At 73.1% G+C, this 21,838-nt stretch carries 12 protein-coding genes; 4 read left to right on the top strand and 8 right to left on the bottom strand.

What is annotated here, in order from left to right; translation table 11 throughout:
• Window positions 1-12 precede the first annotated feature (12 nt).
• From AB0M80_RS36435 to AB0M80_RS36410, 6 genes are all read right to left on the bottom strand, one after another.
• Window positions 13-1,542, bottom strand: coding sequence for an alpha/beta fold hydrolase (locus AB0M80_RS36435; protein WP_364574046.1), 1,530 nt, complete (start codon window positions 1,540-1,542; stop codon window positions 13-15).
• Entirely contained in the window at window positions 1,542-2,447 is a 906-nt protein-coding gene (locus AB0M80_RS36430; RefSeq protein WP_364574044.1) for an alpha/beta fold hydrolase, read from the bottom strand. The genes AB0M80_RS36435 and AB0M80_RS36430 overlap by 1 nt, the downstream gene beginning before the upstream one ends.
• Window positions 2,444-8,830, bottom strand: a complete 6,387-nt coding sequence (locus tag AB0M80_RS36425) for a beta-ketoacyl synthase N-terminal-like domain-containing protein (protein ID WP_364574042.1) — start codon at window positions 8,828-8,830, stop codon at window positions 2,444-2,446. Before AB0M80_RS36425 ends, AB0M80_RS36430 begins: the two co-directional genes overlap by 4 nt.
• Window positions 8,831-8,898: 68 nt before the next feature.
• Window positions 8,899-11,190 (bottom strand): SDR family oxidoreductase, encoded by a 2,292-nt coding sequence (locus AB0M80_RS36420; protein ID WP_364574040.1) that lies wholly within the window; start codon window positions 11,188-11,190, stop codon window positions 8,899-8,901.
• Window positions 11,187-14,858 (bottom strand): beta-ketoacyl synthase N-terminal-like domain-containing protein, encoded by a 3,672-nt coding sequence (locus tag AB0M80_RS36415; protein WP_364574038.1) that lies wholly within the window; start codon window positions 14,856-14,858, stop codon window positions 11,187-11,189. Before AB0M80_RS36415 ends, AB0M80_RS36420 begins: the two co-directional genes overlap by 4 nt.
• A complete protein-coding gene (locus AB0M80_RS36410; RefSeq protein ID WP_364574036.1) occupies window positions 14,855-16,498 on the bottom strand; it encodes a PfaD family polyunsaturated fatty acid/polyketide biosynthesis protein in 1,644 nt (547 codons plus the stop codon). The genes AB0M80_RS36415 and AB0M80_RS36410 overlap by 4 nt, the downstream gene beginning before the upstream one ends.
• Before the next feature lie 224 nt (window positions 16,499-16,722).
• Here AB0M80_RS36410 and AB0M80_RS36405 point away from each other — a divergent pair, with 224 nt between their 5' ends.
• From AB0M80_RS36405 to AB0M80_RS36395, 3 genes are all read left to right on the top strand, one after another.
• Window positions 16,723-16,932 carry a hypothetical protein gene (locus AB0M80_RS36405; protein ID WP_364574034.1) on the top strand — a complete coding sequence of 70 codons (210 nt, stop codon included), beginning with the start codon at window positions 16,723-16,725 and terminating at the stop codon, window positions 16,930-16,932.
• A 196-nt stretch (window positions 16,933-17,128) separates the two neighbouring features.
• Window positions 17,129-18,274: an amidohydrolase family protein gene (locus AB0M80_RS36400; RefSeq protein ID WP_364574032.1), complete on the top strand. Its 1,146-nt coding sequence runs from the start codon at window positions 17,129-17,131 to the stop codon at window positions 18,272-18,274.
• Window positions 18,275-18,292: 18 nt separating this feature from the next.
• Window positions 18,293-18,970: a hypothetical protein gene (locus tag AB0M80_RS36395; RefSeq protein ID WP_364574030.1), complete on the top strand. Its 678-nt coding sequence runs from the start codon at window positions 18,293-18,295 to the stop codon at window positions 18,968-18,970.
• A gap of 34 nt (window positions 18,971-19,004) precedes the next feature.
• On the opposite strand, the gene AB0M80_RS36390 is transcribed toward AB0M80_RS36395, so the two are convergent.
• Window positions 19,005-20,222, bottom strand: a complete 1,218-nt coding sequence (locus tag AB0M80_RS36390; RefSeq protein ID WP_364574028.1) for an amidohydrolase family protein — start codon at window positions 20,220-20,222, stop codon at window positions 19,005-19,007.
• A gap of 89 nt (window positions 20,223-20,311) precedes the next feature.
• On the opposite strand from AB0M80_RS36390, the gene AB0M80_RS36385 reads away from it, so the two are divergent.
• The gene (locus tag AB0M80_RS36385; RefSeq protein ID WP_364574026.1) at window positions 20,312-20,761 is read left to right on the top strand and encodes a MarR family winged helix-turn-helix transcriptional regulator; all 450 of its coding nucleotides are present in this window, start codon (window positions 20,312-20,314) and stop codon (window positions 20,759-20,761) included.
• Window positions 20,762-20,947: 186 nt separating this feature from the next.
• Here AB0M80_RS36385 and AB0M80_RS36380 read toward each other — a convergent pair whose 3' ends face one another.
• Window positions 20,948-21,784 (bottom strand): SAM-dependent methyltransferase, encoded by an 837-nt coding sequence (locus tag AB0M80_RS36380; RefSeq protein ID WP_364574024.1) that lies wholly within the window; start codon window positions 21,782-21,784, stop codon window positions 20,948-20,950.
• Window positions 21,785-21,838 lie beyond the last annotated feature (54 nt).

Below are 21,838 nucleotides of genomic sequence, written 5' to 3'. Positions count from 1 at the left end.
CGGGCGGGCGGCTCAGGTCAGGACGTAGCGGCCGGGGGCCGGGTCCGTGGCCGGGTGGCGGTCGTTGCCGAGTGGCGGGGGCGGGCGCTGCGGTCCCGCACGCTCGGCGAGCCAGCCGGCCCACGCCCGCCACCAGGTGTCGTGGTGTTCGGTGGCGCCGGCGAACCAGCCGGGCGCCTCCGCACGGCCGTGCGGTCCGCCGGTCCAGTAGCTGGCCCCGGTGTCCGGAGGCGCCACGACGGCGGCATTGTGACCGCCCGAGGCGAGGTAGAAGCGGACATCGCCGGGTAGCAGCCGCACGGTCCGGTAGGCGGACATCCACGGCACCAGGTGATCGTCACGCGCGGCCACCACGAAGACGTCTTGGGTGACCCGGTCGAGCCGAAGCCGCCGCCCGGCGAGTTCGGCGGTCCCACGGGCGAAAGCGTTGTCCAAGCACAGGTTTCGCAACAGGTACTGCTGCGCGCGGTGCGGGACGTTCAGGGTGTCGCAGTTCCAGTACAGGAGGTCGTAGGCCGGCGGGGCTTCGCCCATCAGCCAGCCGGCCTTCATCCGCGACCAGATCAGATCGTCCGAGCGGAGCAGGCGGAAGAACACCTCGAGGTTCCGGCCGCTCATGACACCCCGGGCCGAGGTCAGGGCTTCCACCAGCCGGACACCGAGATTCCGCAGGATCCAGCCGGTACCACCGGTCCTGGTGAGGGCGGTGATGTCGGCGAAGTCGACCAGGGTGTTCAGCGCGGTGATGCTCCGCAGCCGCGGGCGGTGGTGCTCGTCCAGCCAGGCGGCGAGCATCAAACCGATCAGGCCGCCGAGGCAGCCGCCGAACAGGTTCACCTCTTCGGAGCCCGTGATGTCCCGGGCAACCGCGAGGGCGGGGAGCAAGGAGTCCCGGAGGTAGTCTTCGAAGCCGATGTGCCGCAGGGACGCGTCCGGGTTCCGGTAGCTGATCGTGAACACGGTGTGCCCGTGCTCGACGGCCCACTGCACGATGCTGCGTCCGGGGCTCAAGTCGGCGATGTAGTACTTGTTGACCCAGGGCGGGCAGCACAGGAGCGGGACGGTGTGGACGGTGGCGGTGCGCGGCTCGTACTGGATCAGTTCCATGAGGTGGTTGCGGAAGACGACCCGGCCGGGGGTGGTCGCCAGGTCGCGGCCGGCTTCGAACGCCCGCTGGTCCACCAGCGACGGCAGGCCGCGGTTGTACTGCACGTCGGACAGCAGGTGCTTGGCCCCTTGGAGAAGACTGCGTCCGCGCGTCCGGGCTGCCTTCCTCAACGCGGTCGGATTGGCGGGCAGCAGGTTGGGCGGGGCCAGTGCGTCGGTGACCAGGCGGGCCAGGAACCGGGCGGCCTTCCGGTCGGCGGGGGACAGGGGGAGGGCGCCCGCCGTCCGATCGGCGATCCGCGTCCCCGCGAGGTAGGTGTCGCGCACGGCGCGGAGATAGCGGTTCGACGTCCAGGCCGGATCGAGGAAACGGGGATCCCTGGCCGCGCCGCGCAGCAGGGCGGCCGTGGCGGGGGCGGGGGTTTCCGTCGTCATCACCGGCTCGCGGCGGCCCGCTCGGCACCGTCCGGAATGGACGGTGCGTCGGGTTCGTCGCGGACGAAGGGGCCGAGGACGTCGGCGAACTCGACGTGGCTGTCGAGGTAGCCGACGTGCCCGGCACCCGCGAGGACGGCCAACCGCCCCCGCGGGATCTTCCCCGCCGCGCGCATCCCCTGCCAGACCGGGAACACCTCGTCGGTCAACCCCCAGATCACCAGGGTCGGCATCGGCAGCTCGCCGAGCCGGTCGTCCACCCGGTACGCACGGCGCTGCCCGGTCGCGCCCACGGCCATCCGCGCCATCCGGAAGGACGTCGACAGGAGCGTTCGCGCCTGCGTCTTGCTGATCTGATCGCGCCACTCCCGGAAGGACACCCGCCAGAGCCGCCGCATTTGGAGGCCGCTCATCAGGGCTCGCGGGATACTGCCCCCGGGGAAGACGAGCGCCGCGGTCACCAGGTCGAGGGCCCGGTCGGGAAGCAGGCTGCCGAGGATGAGGATGGGGCTCGCCGCACGACCCAGGCCGGCGGAGTCCACGAGCACCAGGCGGGTCACGCGCCCGGGGTGCTCCAGCGCGAACGTCGCCGCGATGAGACCGCCGGCGGAGTGGCCGAGGACGATCGCCTCGTCGACGGACAGCACGTCGAGGAACGCGGCGAGGAAGGAGACCTGACTGTCGAGGCTCGTCTCCCCGAGGGGGCTGGTGCCGCCGTAGCCGGGAAGCGAAAGGGCCAGGACCCGGTGCGTGGTCCGGAACTCCTCGACGATCCGTTGCCAGCTGCGGAAGGTGGTGACGTTGCCGTGCACCAGGAGCAGTACCGGCCCGGTCCCCTCGTCGAGATAGGCCGTCGACAAACCCTGAACCAGCACGTGGTGCTCGCTGAGCGTCTCGGTTTTCACAGTGATTCCTCATCCTTCCGGCGATTCTGGTCGCGCCTGGTCTTCCTCGGAGACACCACGCTCAGCGTCATCCCCCGGACCTGGCACACGCATCCCCGGCCGGCGTACAGCCGGGCGTCGGCGGTCGCGAACCGGCCGGTGGCATCGGACCCCGTCCCGGTGACCTCCAGGTCGAGGACGACCCGGCCACTGGCGGGGAGGACCTCACCGTGGTGGGTCCAGGTCAGCTCGCGCCCGGCGGCCGGCGTCCGGAAGCGCGTGCCATGACCGGCTTCCGCACCTTCGAGCAGGTAGAGCTGCAGCAGCTGGGACACCGCCTCCAGCGCGAGACTGCCCGGCAGGACGGGGTCCTGGAAGACGTGCGCCTTGAACCACCAGTCGCCGGGGTCGAGGTCTTTCTCGGCGTGCAGCCGGCCGAGCCCCGCGGCACCGCCGTCCGGCCGGAAGCCGGTCACCCGGTCGATCATCAGCAGCATGGGGCCGGGCAGGCGCAGCCGGCCGCCGAACAGGTGGCGCGGACGGGTCCGCAGGTCGAGCACGGTGCCGCCGGGGTCCGGAGGTGCCTCCTCCGGGACGGGCGCCGGCGTGGCCGACGGCCACGCCGTGGCGCCGGCCGGCAGCAGCCCGACCGCGGTTTCGAGGGTGAGAAAGGGTGCATCACCGAGGTGACAGGCGACCGCGAAGGTGCAGACGGTGGTGCCCTCCCGCTCGGTCACTCCGGTGAGGTGCGCGGTCGTCCGGACGACGCCGTCGGACGGGCGCAGCTCGCGGTGCACGGTGAGGGTGCCGCCGAGGTTCCGCAGCCGTGCGCCGGGTCCCGCCTCCCGCGCGAGGCCCAAGTGCCCGATGAGCCAGGAACACGGTTGCGACGCGAGCTCGGTCAGGACGCCCAGCGGCGCGACCCCGGAACAGCTCTCCTCCCGGAACCAGGCGCGGTCGGGCAGGTCGTACTCGGCGACGACGTTGCTGCCCGCCCCTCCGGACGCGGCGGAAACGTCCCGGATCCGGGAGACGAACAAGTAGGGCGGCCCGGGCAGGCGGATGGTCGGCGGGCCGTCCCGGCGCGCGGGCCGTCCCCACGCCGCGGCCAGCAGGTCGGGGTAGCCGAAGCGGCTCCCGTTCACCGTGGCCGGCCGCTCGTCCTGCTCGCCCAAGAGGCCACCGAGGCCTTCGGCCGGCACGGGTTCGCCGGTCGGCTGGGTCGCCGGCCGGGCGAGCCCGCGCCAGTGAGCGAGCGGCCAGTCGGGCGAAAGCCGCAGGCCGAGGCGCCGGGCGTGGAACGCCTTGACGCCGTCGACCGTGCACAGGGCATCGGCGAACAGGGCCGGCCGTGGACCGTCCACGATCTCGGACACGAACAGCTCGTAGGTCAGCAGCCGGCTGCGCGGAGTGGCCTGCCCTCGGCAGAGCAGCCGGAAGGTCTCGTCGGGTACCGGTTCGAACCGCCAGCCGTCGCGGTCGAGGGTGTAGCCGTAGGCCGCGAGGTAGAACGCCATCGCCTGCAGGCAGGCCTCGAACATCAGCGTCCCCGGCATGCACGGATCGCCGGTGAAGTGGCCGGGGAAGAACCACTCCTGCGGGCTGATGGTGTACTCGGCCCGCAGGTACCCGCGCTTCCACGGCCCGCCGGACGGGTCGAAGACGGGGACGCGGTGCAGCAGCTGCAGGCGGCCGTCGCCGGTGCGCGGAGTGCGGACGTGGGCCCGGGTGATCTCCCAGCCCCGGCCGAAGCAGACGTCGGGCCGGCCTTCGGCGAAGGCCCGGACGTCGGCGAAGCCGAAGGACGTCTTGGTCGTTGCCGCGGGGGGAGACCACCGTCCGTTCGGCGGCTTCTCGCCGCCGGGGTCCCAGATCACTCCCTTCGAGGCGGCCAGCTCCTCGTCGGTGAAGTAGCCGGCCTGCCCGTTCTCCACCGTGAGCCGGGGTTTTCCGCCGGCCGCACACCGGCTTCGGAAGAAGAACAGGTACACCCCGCCGTGCTGACCGTGACCGTCGACGGCGATGTCGTACCGGGCGGTCGCACCGACCGCGGGCGGGCTGCCGTGGAAGGTCACGTCCATCCCGAGCAGGCGGTACACCCGGCTTTCGTCGACGTGCAGATCGGCACCGAGCCAGGTGAGCAGCAGCAGGTCCGCCTGCCCGGCTTCGACCACCAGCCCGGCGGGCATCCGCCCGCAGCCGTCCACGTACCAGGCGTCGCGGCCGATGTCGGTCTCGGTCCGGATGGTGCCCTTTCCCAGGGAGCAGGGTTCGCCGCCGATGTCCAGGACGCGGTCGGCGAGCAGCATCGGGGGCTCGGGCATGCGCGTGTGCCGTGCCCGCTTTTCGACGGCGGCGAACCGGTCCCCCAGCACGGCCGCCACCCGGCCGGCGGCCAGGCTTTCCAGCTGCGTCCGATCGAGGGTGAGGGCGGGCGCCGCGCGACCCGGTACCGGGTGGTGCCCGTTCGGTGAACCGGTGGACTCGCGCGCCGGGACCCGGGTCTCGTCGTCGCGGGCCTGGAGGGCGCGCCGCAGGGCCGTGACCCGCCCTTCGGTCTTCCGGAGAACCGCCGGCTCAGAGGCACGTGCTGCCGGTGCCGAAGCGGGGGGAGACCCCGTTGCGCCGCCCGGTCGCGGCCCGGTGAAGGGCGGCCGCGCCAGTGCCGTCGCGACGAGTGGCGGATGGGCGGGAGTGACCAGTGACCGGGGCCGCTCCGCGGCCGGAAGCGGTACGGGCGCCAGCCGGTCCAGCACCGGGTCCGGGTCCGTGCAGATCCCGGCGGCGGCGAGCTCGGCGATCGCCCGGGCGAGGGCCGCGAGGGAGTCTTCGCCCGCTCCGGTGCCGTCCAGGGCGACGGTCAGGTGGTCGCGATCGTGGAGCGTCGAGGAGATCCAGCCGGAGCACAGGTTGCGCGGGCCGTGCTCGACGAACACGCGGACGCCGTCGTCCCAGGCCCGGCGCACGGTGGCCGCGAAGTCGATCCGATCGAGGGTCAACGTCGTGAGTACCTCCGCCACCGACTCGGGCGTGGGAACGTACGGGGCCCCGGTCGTGCTCGTGTAGAAGCGCAGAGGGGGATCGACGTGGACCGGGTGGCGATAGATCCGCAGCAGCTCGGTTCGCGCCTCGCTCAGGACGCGGGAATGGGCGGCGATGTCGTAACCCAGGGGTATCGCCGTCACCGCGCCGCTGATGCGGCGGACGACGCGGTCACAGGCGGCCGCCGCCCCTCCGACGACGCACTGGCCGGGCGTGTTGACAGCCAGCAGAAAAGCGGCCGGTTCGCCCTCGAGTGCGGCCTCGACCCGTTCGGCCGGGGCCGCGACCAGCAGGTTGACCCAGCGTTCGTCCGGCAGGCCCATCCGGCGCCAGGCCCGGCGGGCGATGCGCTGCTCACCGACGAGCCCGTGGGTGAAGCACCCGGCCCCGGTGAGCTCGGCGACGAGTGCCGGGATGTCGCGCCACACCTGCAGCGCCACCATCCCGCTGGCCTCTCCGGAGGAGTAACCCAGCACCGCGTCCGGCCGGATCGCGAGCGTGTCCCGGGTCAGGCGGGTGTGCAGGTCGGCGAGCAGGGTCGCGGCCAGGTTCTTCCGCAGGGGGTCGGCCGGGTCGCCGGCGAACACGGGTTCGGCGAACCGCGCGAGGTCGCCGCACCGCTCACGGATCTCGGCCACGAGCTCGGGAAAGGCCAGCATGAGGGAGCGGCCCATCTGCGGGTAGCAGGCCGATCCGTTGGTGTAGACGAACGCGACCTCCCCGTCGGCGGGCCGGTCCCGGAAGGCCATCGCGGCAGGCCGTTCGCCCTGGCCGATGAGCCACCGGTGGGCCGCCTCCCGGCGGGCGGCGGGGAGGTCTCCGGGCCGTTCGACGAGGGCGAGGCGGCAGGGCCCGGCACCGCCGCGGTGTCCGTCACGCACCGCCTCGGCGAGCTCCTGCCGGTCCCGGCCGGTGTACACGTGGACCGCGTAGCCGCCGGTCGACCAGGCCGCGGGAGTCACCCCCCGGACCCAGACCTTGCTGGTGGGGGCGCCCATCGGGGCCACGGTGACCTCGGCGACCGGCGCGCACAGCATCGGGTCCGCCGGGCGGCCGGGCCGGGGCACCGCACGGTGCCGCACCGCCAGCGCCGCGGCGGCGACCGCGACGAGACCCTCGGCGGCGTGCGCGCTGCCGAACCGGTCCACCGGATCGAAGCCGGGTACCTGACCGCCGGACGCGTCCGGTCCGACGCCGAGGCCCGGGCCGCTACCGAGGATGTCGGCCTCGCCGACCAGCGCGATGACGGCCGCTCCGTCCCGCTCGGCGTCCGCGCGGCGGCGCAGCAGCAGCACCACCGCGGCGTCGCCCGGCCGGCGGCCGCAGCCGAGAGCCCGCAAGGATGCCTCGTGCACCGGCTCGCACGACAGGTCCACCGCTCCGACCACCACTGCGTCTGCTTCGCCCGCGCGCAGCGCGCGGCAACCGAGCTCCAGGGCGGCCGGCCCGGACGCCTCCTCCGCGAACACGGAAAAGCTCGGGCCGGCCAGATCGAACTGGGAGTTCAGGCGGTTGGTGACGATGTTGGGCATGGTTCCGACCACGCCGGCGGAGGTGAACGGCGGTGCGAACACGTCTCGCGCGGCCGGATCGTCGGCGACCTCGTCGGGAGCCCCGCCTTCGGCCAGCCAGGACGGAACCCGCCAGCGGGCCGCGTTGCGCACCACTTCGGGGTCACAGCCCATCCCGACGAGGACCATCGTGCGTTCGCGCGGCAGGTCCTGTCCGGCCAGTGCTTCCCGTGCCGCGTCCAGCACCAGCAGTTGCTGCGCGAGCGTGTGTTCCAGGTCGGACGGCGGGAACCGGAGGCCCGGAAGCGGTGTCGCGACCGTCTTCCGCCGCGTCGACGGCGCCCGCCCGCCGAACAGGTCCTCGGCGAAGTCCCGCACGCTCGCGCCGGTGCCGACCCGGGCGCCGATGGCCACGATGGCCACCTCGTCGTCCACGAAGCCGTTCCTGGAGCTGTCCAGGGAACCGTCCGCGGAGCGGCCGGGATCCGACGTGTCCGCCGAACGCTCGGATCCGGCCGGGTACGGGCCGGGGTACGTCTCCGCGGCCGGGGGCAGGGCGTCCAGCACGAGATGGGCGTTGTTGCCGCCGAACCCGAAGGTGCTGAGACCCGCGCGCCGCACACCTTCCCACGGTTCGTGTTCGGCGAGCGGCCGGAGCGTGGTCCCGGTCAGCGCCTCGGCCGGGTCGTCGGCTCCCAGCGTGGCCGGGCGGACGCCGGCGTGCATCGCGCCGATGAGCTTCAGCAGGCCCGCCAGCCCCGCCACCGTGACCAGGTGGCCGAGGTTCGACTTGGCCGACCCCACCGGCAGGTCGCGGGCCCCGGCGAAGACCTTCGCCGTGGTGCGGGCCTCGACGGCGTCGCCGAGACTCGTTCCCGTGGCGTGGCACTCCAGCAGGGACACCGAGCCCGGATCCAGCCCGGCGGCCCGGTAGGCGCCGAGGATCGCGCGTTCCTGGCCTTCCGGGGACGGGGCGAGGAGGCCTTCCCCGCGTCCTCCGTTGGACAGCCCCAACCCGCGGATCACCGCGAAGATCGGCGTGCCCGCGCGGACGGCGTCGGCCAGCCGCATCAGAGCCACGCACGCGGCCCCCTCCGCCGGCACCAGCCCGTCGGCGGTGCGCGCGAACGGCCGGCTCCGCCCCGTGCGGCTGAGCGCGCCGAGGGCATCGAACGCGGCGTGCAGGAACAGGTCGTCGGCGCGATTGACGGCGGCGGCCAGCATGACGTCGGCGACGCCGTCGTGCAGCCGGTCCACGGCGATCTTGATGGCGTACAGCGACGAGGCGCAGGCGGCGTCCAGCCCCATCGAGCCGGCGGTGAGGCCGAGTGCCTTGGCCGTGAGGTGCGCGGTGAGCCCGCCGGAGAACCTGTTGCGCGGGTCGTGGTCGCCGCTGTCCGCCGCCGCTCGCCGCAGGTGCTCGGGCCGGGCTCGCGTCCAGGTCCGTTCGGCGAACCGGCTCATGCCCGGTGACGGGTAGCCGAGGACACCGAGAACGAGCCCGGTTCGCGGCAGCGGCCCGGCCAGGCCGGTTTCGCGCAGCGCCTCCCGGCCGCAGTGCAGGGTCCAGTGGACCAGCGGGTCCAGGGAACCGATGTCCGCCGGCTCGACGAAGAAGCCGTCCGGTTCCCACACCGTGTCGAAACCGCGGACGTATCCGCCGAGCCCGGTGGCTTCGCCGGCGGGCTCGGCGAAGGGTTCTCCGGCGAGCGGATGGTCAAGGCGCCAGTAGCCGTCCGGGACGGGACCCAGGCAGACCCGCTTGGCCATGATGTTGTTCCACAAGGCGTCCGGGGTCAGTGCCTCGGGGAGTACGCATCCGCGTCCCACGACGGCGATGGGTTCGAACATGGTTGCTCCCAGGCGTCGAAGAGGGGGAACGAGCGACGCGATACCGGCGCGCCGGGCGAGAAGAGCGCTCAGGGCCGGCGGATCAGGCGGACGCCGAGCAGTTCCAGGTGTGCCCGTCCGCCGGGATCCAAGAGCGCGATGTCGCAGACGGCGTGGTCGATGCCGGTGCGGCGGCCCCGCACGGCGCAGCGGAGGGGGTGGGGCAGCGCTCCGCTCACCCGCGACCGGGCGAACCTCACCGCCATGGGCAGGGTCGCCATCCGGAGTACGCTCTCGGCCCAGAGCAAACCGAGCTGGAACGCGGCGTCCACGGCGGCGGGATCGGTGTGGGGATACCGGCCGGGCCAGCCGCGCTCCCGCACGCCGGTGACGGTCCCGTCCGCGCCCTCGGCCGACATGCCGTCGACCGACCTGAGCGTGCGGAACATCGGGCCGTGGAAGAGGACGGCGCTGTCGTACGGGTCGGCGTGCCCGAACGGTCCCGGCTCGGCGAGGGGTGACCAGTCGGTGTACCACTCTTCAGCCACCGCGGGCGTCGTGCGGGCCGCCTGGCACGGTCTGCCCTCCTCGTCGGAAATCCTCAGCTCCGCGCCGCCCGTTCGCTCTTCCACGCTGAGGGTGAGCCGGCGGTCCCGGCCGGGTTCCACGGTCAGCCGCCGGAACACCCGCAGGTCGGTGAGAGCGGGTTCGCGGCGGGACGGGTCGAGCTCCCGGGCGGCGGCGAACAACCGGTCCAAGGTCAGCGCCACCGGCACCACGGGAATTCCGCCGATGGCGTGGTCGCGCAGCGCCGGCTGATCGGCCAAGCCGAACCGGAGAGTGGTCTTCCGGCGCGTCCCGGGGCCAGGCAGGACCCGGGCGCTGTCGGCCGCGACCAGGATGCGCCGGCCGGGCGCGGCCGCTCCCAGCGTCGCGAGGACGGCCTGGCCGCCCGCCTCGACCGGCACCAGGCCGATGCCGCTGTCCCGGAAGTGCCCGGCCAGTTCCGGCGTGACCATCCCGCCTTGCCACGGACCCCAGCCGATCGCCGTCACCGGGCGCTGCGGGCGGCGCGCGGACTCGGCCGCCGCGACCTGGAAGAGCACCTCGTTGGCCATGGCGTAGTCGCTTTGGCCCGGGTTGCCGAACTGCGCGGCCACCGAGGAGAACAAGTACACGAACGACAGGGGGTCTTCGGCGGTGGCGGCCAGCAGCGAACGCAGGCCCCGCACCTTGACGTCGAAGACGCGGTCGAACATCTCGTCCGTCTTCGCTGCCACGTGCTTGTCGGCGAGCACGCCGGCACCGTGCACGAGTCCGGTCACCGGTCCCCATTCCCGGCGAACCCGGGACAGGGCCTCGCCGAGTGCCTCCGCGTCGCAGATGTCCACCGGCAGGTACCGGACGGCACTGCCCGCTTCGGTCAGGGCGGTCACCGTGCGGCGCACCTCGCGTGCGGCGACGATCCGCCGCGCCAAGGCGCCGATCTCGGACGGTGCGGGCATCGGGCCGCCACCCCGCTTCCGGTCGGCCACGATCGCGTGCTTGACGGCCGTCTCGTCGCCGGCCGTCCGCACCAGCGGCGGCTCGTCGGTCAGCGGTGTCCGTCCGATCAGGACGATGCGGGGCCGGTGGGCTCGCGCGATCGCGCGCATGGCGGCGGCCGTGATGCCGCGCGCCCCGCCCGTCGCGATGACGACCGAGTCCCGGCCGACGGCCGGCCGCCCGGGGCCGGCACGCCACCGCGCCACCGGCGTCGGCGTCTGTTCGGCCTGGGTCACCAGTGTCGTGCGCCGCCCGTCGGCGTGCAGGCCCACGTCCGGCAGGGCGCCGCCGTGGCACAGCTCGCCGGCGAGTGCGTCGGCGATCCGGCCGGGGTACCGGCCGCCGCGCTCGCAGTCGATCGCCTTGACCGTCGCGTCCGGCCACTCCTTGGCGACCGTGCGGGCCAGCGCGGCCAGACCACCGAGCCAGGCGCGGCCGGCCTGCCGTCCACTGAGGCCGAAGTCCCCACCGGTGTCCTGGACGAGGACGAACAGCCCGCCGTGCCGGGTGAACCGGGCGGCCACCGACCGGGCGGCCGCGAAGGCCTCCCGGTTGACCGCGATCGCCTCCTCCGGGCCGGCCACGTCGCGCAGCCCGCCGAGGAACACCACGCCGTCCGCGTCGGGCGGCACTTCGCCGGTCACGGCCGCGTCGATGCCCCGGGCGGTGAGCCGCTCGGCGAGCGCGGCCGCGACGCCGCCGCCGTCCTCGGTGACGAGCAGCCGTCCGCGGCCGAGACCCGACGGCGCCAGGCTCGACAGCGCGGCAGGCGCTTCGCGGACGGCATAGCGCATGAGCCGCCCCGTCCCCGGGAGCACGGCGGCCGCCGTGCTCACCCACCCACCTCCGCCGTCAGCCGCTCGGCGATCTCCCCGATCGTCTGCAGCCGGCCGAGCTCGGCGGGGTCCAGCGTCGGCAGGCCCTCGACCCGGTCGCGCAGGGCCGAGAGCACCTCGACCCGTTTGATCGAGTCGACGCCGAGATCGGCCTGCAGGTGCATCTCCGGCCGGAGGATGTCCACCGGGTACCCCGTCTTGTCCGCGACGACCTCCAGCGTCAGCCCGATGAGCCGCTCGGTCGCCGCGTCGCCGCCGCCCGCCTCGGCGTCGTCGGCCGGCACGTCGGGCTGCCGAGCCGGCTCCGTCCGTTCGGCGGCTCGCGCCTCGGGCACCGGCGCCGGATCCCGGTCGGGCTCGGCCGCGTCCGCTGGGCCGGCGGATCGGCCTGATGACCACACGGGCTGGTGATCGTCGTCCGCGCCACCTGCCCCGAACTCGGCGAAGTCCGCGGTGAACGGCCGGCCGGCCGGCCCGGGCGGCGGCTCCATGGGCAGGGCGACCGGGGTGGCCGAAGCCGGAATCCCGTTCGGGCTCACCCCGTTCGCCGGGACCTCACGGCCCGTGGCCGGGCCCGCGGGCTCGTGATCCGCCGGCGGCGGCGGGCCGTCCTCGTGGTTCAGCGACCTGCCGACGGCCGAGAGGTAGGCCAGGTGGCTCTCGGCCGTCGTGCGCTGGTAGGAGGCCTGCGTCGCGGCGGCCAGCCGGTGGACCTCGAGCACGGTCTCCCACCACGCGGCCCGGCCGTCGGTGGAGTCGTCTTCGGGCCGTCCGGTCGGCCCGTTCACTGGCTGCGGCATGACAGGGGATACCTCCGGGTCGGCGACGGGATAGGGCTTGCCGTAATTGGTGCCGCAGATCCGCACGGTGGCGGAGGACTTCGGCGGTGCGGGCGGACTCTCCGGCGCGTGGCCTTCCCACAGGGGCGCGAAGCGCACCGGCACGCCACGGGCGACCAGCCTCGCGAGTCCGTCGTGCAGGGCGGTGAGGCTGTTCTTGCCCCGCTCGTCCAAGGCGATCGCCGCGTGGTCGCGGTGGCCGAGGTTCGCCCGCACCAGCCCGGTCAGGACCGAGCCGGGACCGACCTCGACGAACGTCCGGACACCGTCGGCGTACATCGCGCGCACCTGGTCGGCGAACCGCACCACGGACACCGGCTGCCGGGCGATCCGCTCGGCGATCTTGCCCGGGGCGGACGGGTACGCGGTGGCGTCGGAGTTCGCGTAGACCGGGAACTCCGGCGCGGTGAAGGGCAAGTGGCGGACGTGCTCACCCCACGGACGGGCCATGTCCTGCACGAGCGGGCTGTGGAAGGCCGCCGACACGTTCAGCGGGCGCGCGCGGATGCCGCGTTCGGCCAGCCGGCGCTCCAGCGCGGTGAGGGACCGGCGGCCGCCGGAGACCACCACCTGCTCGGGAGCGTTGTGGTTCGCCGGCCACAGATCGCGGACTCCCAGAGCGCGTATCGCGTTTTCGACGACCGGGGCCGAGGCCGGCACGGCGAGCATGCCGCCGGGTTCACGGGCGGCGTCGCGCATCAGCTCGCCGCGCCGCCGCGCCAGGCGCACCAGGGATTCGTCGTCCATGACGCCGGCGGCGTGCAGCGCGGTCAGCTCCCCGAGGCTGTGCCCCGCCACGCAGTCCGGGCGGATCCCCACGGCGTGCAGGACGGCCAGCAGCGCCGCGCTGTGCGCGGCCACCGCGGGTTGCGCCCATTCGGTGGCCGTCAGCTGCCCGGCCTGCGCATCCCTTTCCTCGTCGCCGAAAGCGGGGGCGGGGAACACGATCCGGTGCAGCGGCCGGTCGCCCATCTCGATGTCCGCGAGCCGGTCCCAGAGCAGGCGCGCCCGCGGCACGTGCAGGGCGACGTCCGTGCCCATCCCCACGTACTGGCTCCCCTGGCCGGGGCACAGGAACGCCAGGCGACCCGGGTCCGCCGGGCCGGTGCCGTAGTGCGTTCCGTCCGGCGTGTCGAACGGTGTTCCGGGGGCACTCCGGACACGCGCGGCGGCGTGCTCCGCCTGGCGCCTCAGCTCGTCGATGCCGGTAGCCACGATCGCGAGCCGCCGGCCGGGAACGCCGCCCGGACCCGGGAGGAACTCCTCCTGGGATTCGCGCGCGATCCGGGACAGCGGCCGAAGGTCCTCGGCCACGGCGCGGCAGCGGTCGAGGAGTTCTTCCGGCGAGGTGGCCGTCAAGACGACCAGTTCCGACGGGGCCGTGCGCGTGCGGTAGGCCCGGCGGCCGCCGTGGCGGGGAACGTACTCTTCGACCGTGACGTGGAAGTTGGTGCCACCGAAGCCGAAGCTCGACACGGACGCGCGCCGCGGGTGGGCCGAGCCCCGGATCCAGGGCCGGGTGGCGGTGTTGACCTCGAACGGGCTGCCGGTGAGCCCCAGCCGGGGATTCGGGCGCGTCACCTTGATGGTCGGCGGAAGCACCCCGTGGTGCACGGCGAGCACGGCTTTGAGCAGGCCGGCGGCGCCGGCCGTGGCCTTGGTGTGGCCGAACTGGGACTTGAGGGATCCCAGCGCGCACCAGGGAACCGGCGACGGCGAAGCCTCGCCGAACACCTGGCGCAGCGCCGCCGTCTCGGCGGCGTCACCGGCCCGGGTCCCGGTGCCGTGCGCTTCCACCAGTTCCACGGTCCCGGGCGGGTACCCGGCCGCCTGGTACGCCCGCCGGAGCGCCCGGACCTGGCCCTCCGGCAGCGGGGTGTAGACGGCCGTGCCGCGCCCGTCGGAGGAAGTGCCCACGCCGCGGATGACCGCGTACACGGCATCACCGTCGCGCTCGGCGTCCACCAGCCGCTTGAGGGCGAACAGCACGATGCCTTCGCCGAGGACCATGCCGTCGGAGTCGGCCGAGAAGGGGCGGCAGTCGCCCGTGGGGGACAGCGCGGGAGTCTTGCTGAAGCAGGTGTACCAGACGATGTCGTTGAGCGTGTCGACGCCGCCGGTGATGACCATGTCGGCCTGCTGCAGCCGCAGCTCGTTGACCGCCGAGGACACCGCGGCGAGCGACCCGGCGCAGGCCGCGTCGGTGACGAAGTTGGTGCCGTGGAAGTCGAACCGGTTGGCCACGCGGCCGGCCACGACGTTGCTCAGCAGGCCCGGCAGACTGGCTTCTTGCCAGGGGACGTAGTGCTCGGCGATGCGATCGCAGAGGGCCTCCACCCGGTCTCCCGGCAGGCCACCCTCCCGCAGGGCCTTGGCCCAGACCGGACGCTGCATGCGGTTGGCCATCGTGGTCAGCAGCTCCAGCGGCCCGGTGCCGAGGATGACGCTCACCCGTTCCCGGTCGTAGGTGGGCGGGCCGTACCGCGCGAGGTCGTCCAGGAGCCGTTGCGCCGTGAGCAGGGTCAGCGTCTGGGACGTGTCGGTGGCGGGCAGGGTGCTGGGCGGCAGCCCGTGAGCCAGCGGGTCGAAGTCCACCGGGTCGAGGAAGGCTCCCCGGTACCCGTAGGTCTTGTCCGGGGCGGCGGGGTCGGGGTCGAAGTAGTCGGAGCGCAGCCAATGCGTCGGGGGAACGTCGGTGACGAGGTCGTGGCCGCGGACCACCGTGCGCCAGAAGCCGTCGGTGTCCGCGGAACCGGGCATCAGCGCACTGACCCCGACGACGGCGATCGGCTGCTGCCGGGGACCGCCGGACGTTTCGGGCGGGGTCATCGGACCGCTCCGCTCTCGGCGAGCCGACGGGGAACGAACCCGAAGCCGGCCGGGGTCACGGGCAGCCCGCAGGTGCGGGCCTGGTGCGCGCGGGTGATCACCGCTGCTCCTTCCATCAGGTTGAGCGCGATCTGCACCACCGTCCGGTGTTCGAGCGCCGCGAGGAAGGACCCCGCGGCCCACCGGTTGAACGCCCCCATGGCCGGACCGCACCAGATCTGGTAGTCGGCCCGGCGCCCGGGGTCACCGGTGATGGCCCACCGGCTCGATCTGCCCAGGTACCACCGGAACACCAGGGCCATCCGGTGCTTCGCGTCCTTTTCCGCCAGCGTCACCTGAGCCGGGTCACGGGAGGCCCAGAACCGGGCGGTCTCCGCCCAGACCGCCTCCAGCGGCATGCGGAAGATCTGCTCCTCCAGCTGCGTACGGCGCCGGGCGGGGATCTCCTCCAGCGAACCGTGGGCCTGGTACAGCTCGTAGAGCAGCCCGGCCCGGCCCGCGAACATGGTCCCGCGCCGCAGCACCTGGAGGCGGACGCCCATCTCGAACATGTCGGCGGCCGGCGCCATCGCCGTGTCGGTGAGGTCGGCTTCGGCCAGCATCCGGCGGCCCTCCGCGGACGTCCCGGACTCGACCGCGGCCTGGTTCACGGAACCGGTGAGGACGTAGTCGGCGCCGAGGGCGAACGCGGCGGCGACCGCGGCGGGCGTGCCGAGCCCGCCGGCGGCCCCGACCCGGACGGGGCGCGGGTGGCCGTAGGACCCCGCGAGCCGGTCACGCAGCGCGCGAATCGCCGGCAGCATGATCCCCAGTGGACGGTTGTCGGTGTGCCCGCCGCTGTCGGCCTCGACCGTGACGTCCTCGGCGACCGGGATGCGGGCCGCCAGTGCCGCCTCCTCCGCCGACAACTCGCCGTCCGCCACCAGCCGGCGAAGCAGCGGCGCGGGGGCGGGGGACATGAACCGTTCGGCGGTCTCCGGCCGCGACACCTTCGCCAGCACCCGGCGCGGCCGGACCACGCCCCCCGAGCGGTCGGTGCGCAGGCCTCGGGCCACGCAGAGCACGAGGGCCGGCGTGAGATCCAGGTACGCCGACGCCGACACCGCCGGGACGCCCAGTTCGACGAGCAGCCGTGCGGTCCGCGTCTCGACGGCGGGTTCGCTGGGGGAGTGCAGGAGGTTGACCCCCCAGTTCTCCCGGCCGCGCAGGGACCGGCCGAGCCGTTGGACGGCTTCCCGGACCACCCGTTCACGCAGGCCGCCCGCGCCGAAAAAACCCATGAGACCCGCACCGGCGAGCTTTTCGACCATTTCCGTCGTGGCGATTCCCGTCGACATCTCGCCGGCCAGGTACGGAAACCGGGTGTGGTGCGCCGCGCAGAACTCGCTGCTCCCCAGCCATTCGGGATAAATGGCCGGAAGTACTCCCAGAAGTTGCGTCGAAGCGTGTGCGGCGCCGTCCGGCCGGAAATGCGGTTCCAGCCGGACGCCCCGACGTCCGGTGGACGGATCCAGCAGCAGGGCGAGCGGCCGCCGGATTTCGGCGACCAACGCGGTGATCTCCTCCGGGGCGAAGCGCGCCGCGGTGTCGTCCGAGGTGGGGGCGGCGCCGTTCGGGGAGAGCGCAATGTGCGGTGTCATGGTCACCATGCCTGTTCGCTTCGCGTACTCGGCGGCGTGGTCGGTCGGTCGTACATTCACTCAAACATGGGCGGCCGGGGGGCGACAGGAGCACTTCGGCCCCGGAAGAAATGCTCTGCGCCAGGCTTTCGGATGGTGCTTGACTTCGCCGAACGTCCTGGCGAATCTGGGTTCGGTTCTCGTTGCCGGATCCGGCAATGTGAAAAAGGTGAGCGGATGGCAAAGTGAACGAAGACGAACTGCTTCGCTGTGTGGGTGAACTGGTGCGGTTCACTCGCCACGGAGCGCAGTATCGCGGTCGCTTGCTCGGGGTCAACTGGAGAATCCAGGACAGTGGCCACCGGGATGTCTACGTCGTCGTGGAACTTCCGGTCACCCTGCTGAAACTGTCGATTCCTTCGCGTGATGTGGCGCCCGTCGAATCGCATCCTTGAGCCGCTGCCGACCGGGATCGAGGGGAGTTCGCGGTCATCGTGGCGAGGTGGTTCCTGCCGTAGCCGGCCGGATTCGTCACGCTGTCCCCGAATGGCCCAAGGCACCTGCCTCGAACGGGCGGTGCCTGTTGCGCTGTTTGCCGGGGCAACTTAACTTCGTCGTGTGGTCGACCCTCGGGACAAGGCGGGTGGTGGCATGCGAACCGACGAACCGGAGCTGGTCGATCACCATTGTCACGGCATCCGGCGCGGCGAGATCGACGCCCGCGCGGTCGGCTCACTGCTCACCGAATCCGACTCCTCTCCGCCGCCGGGGACGTCGTTTTTCGATTCCCAGCTGGGATTTGCCGTACGCCGTTGGTGCGCGCCGGTGCTGGGACTGCCGGAGCGGGCGGGGGAGGCGGAGTACCTCGAGCGGCGGCGGGAACTGGGCAGTGCGGAAGCCGGCCGGGCACTGCTGGCGGCCGCGGGCTTGGCGGTCTTGTGCGTGGACGACGGCTTCCCGGCCGCGGAACTGCTGACGGTCGCCGAGATGGCCGACTTGTCGGGCCGGCCGGCCCGGCGTGTGGTGCGGCTTGAGGCGGTGGCCGAGGCCGTCGCCGCCTCGGGTGGGCCGGCGGCGGGCTTCGCCGAAGCCTTCGCCCGCCGCCTCGCGCACGAGTGCTCGAGCCCGGAGGTGGTCGGGCTGAAGTCGGTGATCGGCTACCGGCTGGGCCTGGACTTCGAGGCGTGCCCGCCTGAACTGTCCGCCGTGGTGACGGCCGCGGGCGAATGGTTGCGGGCCAGTGCGGGAAAAGCCGGGGCAGCGCCGTTGCGATCCGAGGTGCTGCTGCGGCACGTGCTCTACACCGGCGCCCGGCACGGTGCGGAAAACGCCCTGCCGCTGCAGTTCCACACCGGACTGGGCGACACCTCGCTGCACCTGCGGCGGGTGGATCCCCTGCACCTCACCGCTTTCCTCCGTCAGGTACAGCAGCAGGGAACCCAGGTCGTGCTGCTGCACGGCTATCCCTACCACCGGCACGCTGCCTACCTCGCCCACGTCTTCCCCCACGCGTGGGTGGACGTGGGTCTTTCGCTGAACTACGTCGGCGCGTCGGCGCAGCGGGTCCTGTCGGAAGTGCTGGAGCTGGCCCCGTTCGGCAAGGTGCTCTTCTCCACCGACGCCTACGGATTGCCGGAGCTCTACCACCTGGGCGCGGTGCTCTTCCGCCGCGCCATGGCCGGACTGGGCGAGGAAGCCGTCCGTGCGGGCGATTGGAGCGCCGGCGACGCCGAACGCGTCGCGCACCTGGTCGCCGGCGGCAACGCCCGGCGCCTCTACCCCCGTCTCGGATGCTAGGCACGAGGGAGAACGGCTATGGGCGTACTGGCGCTGTGCAACCACACCACCAGCAACCTCGGGTTCCTGGCCGAGCGGTTCGAGCACCACGGGCTGGGCCCGGTCACCACCGTCTTCCGCGAGGATCCGAGCGGCTGGCCCGAGCCCACCGACTTCGACCTGCTGGTCAGCACGGGATCACTGTGGTCGGTGCGGGAGGACGAGCGCGCGGCCAGCCTGCGCCACGAGTGCGAGATGTACCAGCGCGCCCTGGCGGGGGCCGTCCCCGTGCTGGCCATCTGCTACGGCGCACATGCGCTGGGGGCCGCGCTGGGCGCCCCGGCACGGGCGGCGCCCCGGCCGGAAGCCGGGTTCGTGGTCACCAGCACCGCGGACCCGGCGCTGATCCCGCCGGGGCCGTGGCTGACGTGGCACAGCGACCTGCTGTCCGTGCCGTGCGGCGCCACCGTCGTGGCCCGCACCCCCGTCGCGCCCCAGGCGTACACCACGGGTCGCGCACTGGCCGTGCAGTTCCACCCGGAACTCACGGCCGGCGAACTCGTCAACTGGGTCGGCCTGGGCGCCGAGTGGCTGCGGGAGCACCACGTCGACACCGACGATCTTCTGGACCAGGCCGCACGGCACGAATCCGCCCTTCGTGAGCGGGCGCACGCGCTTTTCGACGCATTTTGGTCGGGCGTGGCGCTCACCGCGTGAAGCCCGGACGGGAGGAGCGGCTTGCCCGCGCGCATCACGATTCTTCGAGACGGGTGCCCCGCCGCCAGATCGCGCGGGTGTTGAGCGTGTCGCCGATGTTCGTCGTCGGGTCGCCGTCGACGAGCAGGAGGTCGGCGCGGAGCCCTTCGGCGACGCGGCCCCGGTCGCCGAGGCCGAAGCGGCGTGCCGTGGTCGCTGTCGCGGCGCGCAGCGCTTGGGCGGGTGTCAGGCCGGCGGCCACGAGGTACTGCAGTTCGTGGTGCAGGCTGGCTCCGTGGGCCAGGCCGCCGAAGAAGGTCTCGGCCATGGAGGCGTCGCTGCCCGCCAGGACGTCCACGCCCGCGGCGACCAGGGCTCCTACGGTCTCCAGGACGTCTTCGAGCTTGCCCTGCGGATAGCGGTTGTAGCTGGACCGCAGGGTTTCCTCCCACTTGGCGTCGAGGCGGCGGGCGACCCGGGGGTCGTCGGCGAGGTCGCTGCCGGTGATGCCCATCATCGAGGCGTCGAGGCAGACGCACGGCACGACGAACACGTCCGCGTCGGCGATCAGGTCCACGATCTCCGCGGTGTGCGGCTGGTCCATGAACACGTGGACGACGCCGTCGATGCCGGCTTCGACGGCCATCCGGGTGGCGTCGAGGGTCAGCGTGTGAGCGACGGTGAGGGCGCCGTGCTTCTTGGCCTCGGCGACGCCCGCGTCGAGCGTGGCCTGGTCGAGCATCGGCAGTCCGGGGTGTCCTTCGACGCTGCCGTCGTCGATCATGAACTTGATGTAGTCGGAGCCGCGCGCCAGGAGCTGCGGTACGTACGCGGCGGCCTCTTCCGGGGTGGTGGAGAACGGCATCAGCGGCCTGACCGGCGGCAGGGCGCCGGCCGGCCGGAACCCTTCCGGCATGAGTTCGCTGGGGTGACCACCGGGCGGCGTGATGGCGAAGCCGGACGACCGGATGTCGGCCACCGTGTCGTCCTCGGTGATGTGCGCCCGGTTCTCACGGGTGTTCATGCCCTGCATCTCCAGTTCGGTGGTGACGCCGAACCGCAGGGCCAGTGCCTGGGAGCCGGGACCGGAGTGGACGTGCGCGTCGATCAGTCCGGGCAGCAGGGTCGCGCCCCGGCCGTCGACGACCTCGGCGCCGTCGGGTACCTCGCCGCCGACCTGGCGGATCTTCCGGCCGTCGAGGACGACGGTCTGTACCCCCAGCGTCTTCTCCCCGTCGAAGACCCGGGCGCCGGTGATGGCGGTGGTGGCCATGGCGGCCTCGCTTTCGCTCGCAGTTACATACCCAATGCTATGTAGTTTCCGCCTGGTATGCAAATGCGTGGGGTACTACGATCCCTGAGGTGAGCCCTTCCGCTGAGGATCTCCTGCTGGACCAGATCGGCCCGGCCCTGTCCCGGCTGCGCCGGCGCACCCCGGCCTCGAGTCGTGACCTGTCCCGCAACCTGGTGCTGAACGTGGTCGCGGACGCCCCGGGTGAGATGACCGTCGGGGGACTCGCCGCGGAGATGGGCGTCGCGCAGCCGGTGGCCAGCCGAACGGTCGCGGCCTGCATCGCCGACGGCCTGCTCCGGCGGGCCGCCTCCCAGGCCGACGGCCGCCGGACCGTGCTCGAACTCACCGAACGCGGCGAGGCCGAGCGAACCCGTTTCGCCACCGGCCAGCGCGCGGCGTTCGAAGGCATCACGGCTGCCTGGTCGCCGGAGGAACGCGCTCAGTTCGCGCGGCTGCTCGTCCGCTACGCCGCGGACGCCGCCGCCTGGTCCCGCCGCCGAAGCTCGGACGGCGAATAGCGGCGGCTTCCCTCGGCGGCCGGACCACGGGATGCGGCCGGCGGAGGACCGGGGGCCGGCGAGCCAGGTGCGGGTGTCGACCGGGGATTTCCGGTCCCGGATCGGAGAACCCGGGTCTGACATTCGGTTGTAGGCGACCTGAGCCGGTGCGGCCCACTTCTGCCGGCGTCTCCCGTGCTTCGCGGGCTAGGGAATGCGGGCCACCCCGGCCAGGCCTTGGGCGTGCGGGAGGTCGCCGGCCGCGGGGTCGCCGGCCAGTTCGGGGTGCCAGTCGGGCAGCCAGACCAGGCCGGGCTCGATCAAGGGCAGGTCGCCGAAGAACGCGGCGATCTGCTCGCGGGTGCGCATGATCGCGGCGTGGTTGGTGCGCTGCTGGTAAGCCTGGGCGACCTGCCGGCCGGCCGCCTGGGTGGCGGCGTCGTCGGGGGCGACGTGGATGTGGGAGAGCGCCAGCATGCTCCCCGGCGGAAGCAGTTCCCGGTAGAAGCCGAGCGTGTGGTGCGGGCGCCGGGTGTCCGGCATGAAGTGCAGCAGGGCCACCAGCAGCATCCCGATCGGCTCGGCCGGGTCGATCAACCCGGTTTCGCGCACCTGCGTCCACAGGGCGTCGCGGTCGAAGAAGTCCGCATCCAGCGCCGCGTGACGGGCCGGGTCGGCGGTCTGCTCGAGCAGGATCTGCGCGTGCGCGCGGGCGATGGGTTCGTTGTCGATGTAGACCACCCGGCATTCGCCCGGGGCGACGAGGTCGGCGACCTCGTGCACGTTGCCCTGGGTGGGCAGGCCCGAGCCGATGTCGACGAACTGCCGGATCCCGTGGGCGATCATGTAGCGGACGGCGCGGCCGAGGAACGCGCGGTTGGCGCGGGCGAACTCGCGGATCTGCGGCAGCACCGCCAGCTGTTGTTCGGCGAACGCTTGATCGACGGCGTAGTTGTGGGTGCCGCCGAGCAGGTAGTCGTACACCCGGCCGACCGACACCTTGTCCACCGCCGCGCTCAGCCGGGCCGCCGCGTCATCGCCCATACCGCACCATTCCCCTGCCGGAGCCGGTTCGCATCCGGTGCCGCACCTTACCGC

The sequence above is a fragment of the Amycolatopsis sp. NPDC051045 genome (assembly GCF_040682955.1).
In the GTDB taxonomy this organism is placed as follows: domain Bacteria; phylum Actinomycetota; class Actinomycetes; order Mycobacteriales; family Pseudonocardiaceae; genus Amycolatopsis.
Note: the sequence above shows the minus strand (reverse complement) of the source record. Positions and strands in the feature narration are given on the sequence as shown.

Excerpts from the sequence above, each read along its gene's own strand:
- AB0M80_RS36395 (WP_364574030.1), top strand. The coding sequence starts at position 18,293 with ATGGGCGTACTGGCGCTGTGCAACCACACCACCAGCAACCTCGGGTTC.
- AB0M80_RS36435 (WP_364574046.1), bottom strand. The coding sequence starts at position 1,542 with ATGACGACGGAAACCCCCGCCCCCGCCACGGCCGCCCTGCTGCGCGGC.
- AB0M80_RS36425 (WP_364574042.1), bottom strand. The coding sequence starts at position 8,830 with ATGTTCGAACCCATCGCCGTCGTGGGACGCGGATGCGTACTCCCCGAG.
- AB0M80_RS36410 (WP_364574036.1), bottom strand. The coding sequence starts at position 16,498 with ATGACACCGCACATTGCGCTCTCCCCGAACGGCGCCGCCCCCACCTCG.
- AB0M80_RS36400 (WP_364574032.1), top strand. The coding sequence starts at position 17,129 with ATGCGAACCGACGAACCGGAGCTGGTCGATCACCATTGTCACGGCATC.
- AB0M80_RS36390 (WP_364574028.1), bottom strand. The coding sequence starts at position 20,222 with ATGGCCACCACCGCCATCACCGGCGCCCGGGTCTTCGACGGGGAGAAG.
- AB0M80_RS36415 (WP_364574038.1), bottom strand. The coding sequence starts at position 14,858 with ATGACCCCGCCCGAAACGTCCGGCGGTCCCCGGCAGCAGCCGATCGCC.
- AB0M80_RS36380 (WP_364574024.1), bottom strand. The coding sequence starts at position 21,784 with ATGGGCGATGACGCGGCGGCCCGGCTGAGCGCGGCGGTGGACAAGGTG.